Genomic DNA, 6,331 nt, shown 5'->3' with positions numbered 1-6,331 from the left:
GAGCCACAATTGCTGGGATCAGGTGCCGCTCGGCGTCTTCATCGGTTCGGACGGTTGTCATGACGCAACGGGCGGCGTCGCCGGTGGCCAGATCGGCTATCGCTGGCAGTCGGGCACCTGGGTGTTCGGCCTCGAAGCGCAGGGCGATTGGGCGGACCTGTCGGGCAGCAACGGCAGCCAGATCTTCCCGGGCATCTTCACCAACCAGACCAAGATCGATGCCTTCGGCCTGTTCACCGGCCAGATCGGTTACGCCGTCAACAACACCCTGCTCTACCTGAAGGGCGGCGCTGCGGTGACCGACAATCGCTATCGCACCTTCGTGACCGGCACCAACACGATCGCAGGCAGCGCCAGCGACACCCGCTGGGGCGGTGCGGTCGGCGCGGGCATCGAATTCGGCTTCGCGCCGAACTGGTCGGCCGCCGTCGAATACGATCACCTGTTCATGCAGGACGAGACCCTTAACCTCGTGACCCCCACCACGGGCACGCTGTTCAGCACCATTCGCGATCGCCAGGACGTCGATCTCGTGACCGTCCGCGTCAACTACAGGTGGGGTGGCCCGACCGTCGCGAGGTACTGATCGCGCGATCGGAATACCTTGGGGAACGAAAGGTCGGCCTCGCGCCGGCCTTTTTGTTTTTTCGGCTGCTCATCGGCGATCAGCGTCAGACGAATCAGCGGCGGCCAGCCGTTAATCAATCGTAAAGAAATATAGCGCCGTGACCACCACAACTGGGACGGCCCGGCGGTTGCGAGATACTGATCGTCCATGAGCTGATGTAATTCGGCAAAAGGCCGGCTTTCATGCCGGCCTCTTTGTTGCCCGGAGAGCACAAGTCGGTACCCGACGGGAGCCGCAAACTGCACGTTTCCCGTGCATTGTTGTTTTCTTGATACACACGTTCCAGTCTATCCGTGTAGAAACGCGCCAACGTCAGGCAACACTGCTGTGACGCGCCCTTCAAAGGCTTGAAGGGACAACAAGAAGAATGGGACTGGGACTTTGAAAATGAAGAGTGTTTTGCTGGCATCGGCCGGCATGCTTGTTTTGAGCGCGTTTGCTCCGGCTTCGGCCGCGGACATGGCCGCACGTGCGCCGTACGTCAAGGCTCCGCCGCCGGCTGCGATCTACAACTGGACCGGCTTCTACATCGGTGGCTTCGGTGGCTATGCCAGCGAGGACGCCGGCACCCCGAAGATGGAAGGCGGCTTCGGCGGCGGCACCATCGGCTACAACTGGCAGGCCGGCAACATCGTGTACGGTCTTGAGGTCGACGCTGCAGGCGCTGGCATCGACGCTTCGGTCTCCGCGCTGGGCGTCACCGCCCGGAGCAAGATCGACTCGCTCGGCACCGTTCGCGGCCGCATCGGCTTCGCGGTCGACAAGGTGCTGTTCTACGGCACCGGCGGCTACGCCTGGGCCAACAACGAGATCAGCCTCACTGCGCTCGGCGTGACCGCCTCGCAGAGCAACTTCCACTCCGGCTGGACCGTCGGCGCCGGCATCGAGGCGTTCTTCGCTCCGCAGTGGTCGGTCAAGGGCGAGTACCTCTATCGCAGCTTCGGCAGCGAGACGTATTTCGGCGTTCCCTCCGGCGACCTCAACCTGCACAGCGTTCAGGTCGGCGTGAACTACCACTTCGGCGGCCCGATCGTCGTCCGCTACTGATCGAATTTCACGACCCGTGCTTTCACGACCGTCGTGACGAAAAGGCCGGCCTCGCGCCGGCCTTTTTGCTTTGGCAGAACCGTGCTGCTGACGGCTGCTGCCATCCGGCAAACTATCCGTTGATGGACCCAACACGGCACTGGAAATCTGTGGCCGTTCTTCCTACGTTCCAGTGCTCACACACCCATCGGCGCAAGGTCCCGGCATCGCCGGTGACGCGCGCCCAAAAAGGCGCAAACCTCACGCGCCCGGAATTGTCGCTATGGATGAAGTGCTCAAGGCGAAGCGCCAACCGACCGCCGGCTCCTCGTCGCGCGCGATCACGATCCGCGGCGCGCGCGAACACAATCTGAAGAACATCGACGTCGAGATTCCGCGCGACAAGCTCGTCGTCTTCACGGGTCTCTCCGGCTCCGGCAAGTCTTCGCTCGCGTTCGACACCATCTACGCCGAGGGCCAGCGCCGCTACGTCGAGTCGCTGTCGGCCTATGCGCGCCAGTTCCTCGAGATGATGCAGAAGCCCGACGTCGACCAGATCGACGGCCTGTCGCCGGCGATCTCGATCGAACAAAAAACCACATCCAAGAACCCGCGCTCCACGGTCGGCACCGTCACCGAAATCTACGACTACATGCGCCTGCTCTGGGCGCGCGTCGGCGTGCCCTATTCGCCGGCCACGGGGCTGCCGATCGAAAGCCAGATCGTCTCGCAGATGGTCGACCGCGTGCTGGCGCTGCCCGAGGGCACAAGGCTCTATCTGCTGGCGCCGGTCGTGCGCGGCCGCAAGGGCGAATACAAGAAGGAGCTCGCCGAATATCTCAAGAAGGGCTTTCAGCGCGTCAAGATCGACGGCACCTTCTACGAGCTCGCGGAGGCGCCCGCGCTCGACAAGAAATTCCCGCACGACATCGACGTCGTGGTGGACCGCATCGTGGTGCGCCCCGACCTCGCCCAGCGTCTCGCCGAAAGCTTCGAGACCGCGCTGAAGCTCGCCGATGGCCTCGCCGTGATCGAATATGCCGACGCGCCTGCGAACGCTCCGGCCGAGGACAAGAAGAAGACCGCGAAGATCCACGACAAGAGCGGCCCCGAGCGCATCCTGTTCTCGGAGAAGTTCGCCTGCCCGGTCTCCGGCTTCACGATCCCCGAGATCGAGCCGCGGCTGTTCTCGTTCAACAACCCCTATGGCGCCTGTCCGGCCTGCGGCGGCCTCGGCGTCGAGCAGCATATCGACGAGGACCTCGTCATCCCCGACAAGGAGCTGACCCTGCGCAAGGGCGCGATCGCGCCCTGGGCAAAATCGTCCTCGCCCTATTACATCCAGACGCTGACTGCGCTCGGCAAGCACTACAAGTTCACGCTCGACACCAAGTGGAAGGATCTGCCGAAGAAGGTGCAGGCCGCGCTGCTGCACGGCTCCGGCGACGACGAGATCAAGTTCTCCTACGAGGACGGGGTGCGCTCCTACGACACCAAGAAGCCGTTCGAGGGCGTGATCACCAACATCAACCGCCGCTACCGCGAGACCGAGAGCGAGTGGGCGCGTGAAGAGCTCGGCAAGTACTTCTCCGACGTGCCCTGCGCCGGCTGCAACGGCTACCGGCTGAAGCCCGAGGCGCTCTGCGTCAAGATCGGCGGCAAGCACATCGGCGAAATCGCCGAGCTCTCGGTGAAGCGCGCCGGCGAATGGTTCGAGACGGTGCCGGAAGCGCTGAACGCGCAGCAGAACGAGATCGCCGCGCGCATCCTGAAGGAGATCCGCGAGCGCCTGACCTTCCTGCTCGACGTCGGCCTGAACTACCTCACCCTGTCGCGCTCATCGGGCACGCTGTCCGGCGGCGAAAGCCAGCGCATCCGCCTCGCCTCGCAGATCGGCTCGGGGCTGACAGGCGTGCTCTACGTGCTGGACGAACCGTCCATCGGCCTGCACCAGCGCGACAATGCCCGCCTGCTCGACACGCTGAAGCGGCTGCGCGATCTCGGCAACACGGTCGTGGTCGTCGAGCATGACGAGGACGCGATCCGTCTTGCCGACTACGTGCTCGACATCGGCCCCGGCGCCGGCATGCATGGCGGCCACATCGTGGCCGAAGGCACGCCCGACCAGATCATGCGCAATCCGAAGTCGCTGACCGGCAAGTATCTGACCGGCGAGCTGTCGGTCGCGATCCCCGAGCGGCGGCCGCCGAACCACCGGCGCACCATCAAGGTCGTCAACGCCCGCGGCAACAATCTGAAGAACGTCTCGGCGGAAATTCCGCTCGGCCTGTTCACCTGCGTGACCGGCGTCTCCGGCGGCGGCAAGTCGACGCTCCTGATCGACACGCTCTACCGCGCCATCGCCCGCAAGCTCAACAACGCCAGCGAGGGCGCGGCGCCGCACGACCGCATCGAGGGGCTGGAGCACATCGACAAGATCATCGACATCGACCAGTCGCCGATCGGCCGCACGCCGCGCTCCAACCCCGCGACCTATACCGGCGCCTTCACGCCGATCCGCGAGTGGTTCGCCGGCCTGCCCGAGGCGAAAGCGCGCGGCTACGAGCCCGGGCGCTTCTCCTTCAACGTCAAGGGCGGCCGCTGCGAGGCCTGCCAGGGCGACGGCGTCATCAAGATCGAGATGCACTTCCTGCCCGACGTCTACGTCACCTGCGACACCTGCAAGGGCAAGCGCTACAACCGCGAGACGCTCGAGGTGCTGTTCAAGGGCAAGAGCATCGCCGACGTGCTCGACATGACGGTCGAGGAAGCCGCCGAATTCTTCAAGGCGGTGCCGCGCGTGCGCGAAACCTTCCAGACCCTGCACCGCGTCGGCCTCGACTACATCCATGTCGGCCAGCAGGCCACCACGCTCTCAGGCGGCGAAGCCCAGCGCGTCAAGCTCGCCAAGGAATTGTCGAAGCGCGCCACCGGCCGCACGCTCTACATCCTAGACGAGCCGACCACCGGCCTGCACTTCCACGACGTCGCAAAACTGCTCGAGGTGCTGCACGAGCTGGTCGCGCAGGGCAACACGGTTGTCGTGATCGAGCACAATCTCGAAGTCATCAAGACCGCCGACTGGGTGATCGACCTCGGCCCCGAAGGCGGCGACGGCGGCGGCGAGATCGTCGCCTGGGGCCCGCCGGAAGACATCGTGAAAGCGCCGCGCAGCTACACCGGCAAGTTTTTGGCGCCGGTGCTCAAGAAGGCGAACAGCAAGCCGAGGAAAAGCAGCAGCGCGAGTGAGGCGGCGGAGTAGCATCCGCCTCGTCCTACTCCGTCCGCCTGAGAAACACCCCAAAAGCCCGCGGGCCGTCGCCGACCTTGACCTCGCCGACGACCTTCATCTCGACGGCATCGATCACACTGAGCGTGTTGCTCTCCCAGTTCGCGACCACGATCCGCTTGCCGTCGGCCGTCGCCTCGATCCCTTCGGGATAATCTCCGACATTGATCCGCTTCAACGGCTGCAATGTCGCGAGATCGAACACGCTGACGGTGCCGCCATATTGGTCGGTGGTGAAACCGCGGCCTTGCGCCAGCGCCACCGCGTAGGGGCGCAAGCCGACATGCACACGGCCGATCTCGCTGGCGCCGGCGATGTCGATCACGGAGACGTCGTTCGAGCCGACATTGGCGGCGTACGCGCGCTTGCCCTCGGCATCAACAGTCACGCCGAACGGATGGCTCCCGACCTTCACGATTCTCTTCCGCTCGCGCGTGACGGTATCGACGATGGACACGCTGTCGTCGTCGCGGTCGGCCGACAGCAGCCATCGCCCGTCCGGCGTCACCGCGAGCCCGGACGGAGATGCGCCGACCGCGATACTGCCGACCACACGCCGCTCTTTGGCGTCGATCACCCGCACCGCGGCGGCGTACCAGTCGGCGACATAAACCGTCGTGCCGTCGGGTGCGACCGCGATGCCGAGCGGACCGCCGCCGACATCGACCCGACCGACGACCTCGCGCGCTGATGCGTCGACCACGGTCAGCGCCTTGGCGTCGGGGCTCGTCACATAGGCAAAGCGGCCGTCCGATGTCACGGCGACACCGGCCGGCTTGCCGCCGATCGCGATGGTCGCAACCGCCTTCGATGTCGCAAGATCGACGACTGTCAGATCATCGCTGAGCTGGTTGGTGACGAACGCCTCCTCTGCATGCACGGCCGTGAGGCCGGCGAGCAGCGCCGCCAACAGGATCGCCCGCACGCTCAGGTGCCGCTCTCGATCTTTTTCTTCAGCGCCTCAAGCCCGGTGCGATAGAGCGCACTCACCGCCTTCATCGCGGCCTCGTCGTTCAGCTCCGGTGGCGGGTCGTTGTTGGGATAGCCGCGGTAGAACGCGCCGGCCCATTCCAGCTTCGCCTTGCCGTCGGGCGCAGGCGACACCGTCAGCGTCGAGGAATAATTGGTGACCGGCAGCACCTTCACATCGACCGCCGTGATCCGGTACGAATAGCTCATCATGTCGGCGTCGTACTTGTAGAGCTCCTCGTCGATGGTCGCACCTTCCGTCAGCGTCAGCCGCCGCGTCGCGCCGATCTCGTTGCCCCTGTCGCCCTCGGCCTTGTTGACGCCCGCGAGCCAGTTCATGTCCTGGAAATTGCCGATCACTGCCCACACCTTGGCCTGCGGCGCGTCGATCTCGATCGATTCCTGCACCTTGCGGCGGG

General features: G+C 64.9%; 6 protein-coding genes. 3 read left to right on the top strand and 3 right to left on the bottom strand.

Annotation, left to right across the window (positions count from 1 at the left end; all coding sequences use genetic code 11):
• On the top strand, positions 1 to 586 hold a 586-nt coding region (locus tag AS156_RS15715; protein ID WP_245312832.1), incomplete at its 5' end, for an outer membrane protein.
• Here the strand turns inward: AS156_RS15715 and AS156_RS42065 are convergent.
• On the bottom strand, positions 550 to 777 hold the full coding sequence (locus tag AS156_RS42065) for a hypothetical protein (protein ID WP_136626242.1): 228 nt from the start codon (positions 775 to 777) through the stop codon (positions 550 to 552). The genes AS156_RS15715 and AS156_RS42065 overlap by 37 nt on opposite strands.
• Before the next feature lie 238 nt (positions 778 to 1,015).
• On the opposite strand from AS156_RS42065, the gene AS156_RS15710 reads away from it, so the two are divergent.
• Both AS156_RS15710 and uvrA read left to right on the top strand, forming a co-directional pair.
• On the top strand, positions 1,016 to 1,675 hold the full coding sequence (locus AS156_RS15710) for an outer membrane protein (RefSeq protein WP_066505685.1): 660 nt from the start codon (positions 1,016 to 1,018) through the stop codon (positions 1,673 to 1,675).
• 262 nt (positions 1,676 to 1,937) lie between these two features.
• Positions 1,938 to 4,916, top strand: coding sequence for an excinuclease ABC subunit UvrA (uvrA, locus tag AS156_RS15705; protein WP_066505672.1), 2,979 nt, complete (start codon positions 1,938 to 1,940; stop codon positions 4,914 to 4,916).
• Positions 4,917 to 4,929: 13 nt separating this feature from the next.
• Here uvrA and AS156_RS15700 read toward each other — a convergent pair whose 3' ends face one another.
• Both AS156_RS15700 and AS156_RS15695 read right to left on the bottom strand, forming a co-directional pair.
• On the bottom strand, positions 4,930 to 5,868 hold the full coding sequence (locus AS156_RS15700) for a YVTN family beta-propeller repeat protein (protein ID WP_066505670.1): 939 nt from the start codon (positions 5,866 to 5,868) through the stop codon (positions 4,930 to 4,932).
• 2 nt (positions 5,869 to 5,870) lie between these two features.
• The coding region (locus AS156_RS15695) for an SRPBCC family protein (protein ID WP_245312830.1) at positions 5,871 to 6,331 on the bottom strand (461 nt) is incomplete at its 5' end.

It is taken from the genome of Bradyrhizobium macuxiense (assembly GCF_001542415.1).
GTDB lineage: Bacteria > Pseudomonadota > Alphaproteobacteria > Rhizobiales > Xanthobacteraceae > Bradyrhizobium > Bradyrhizobium macuxiense.
This window is presented reverse-complemented; position numbering and strand designations above follow the sequence as displayed.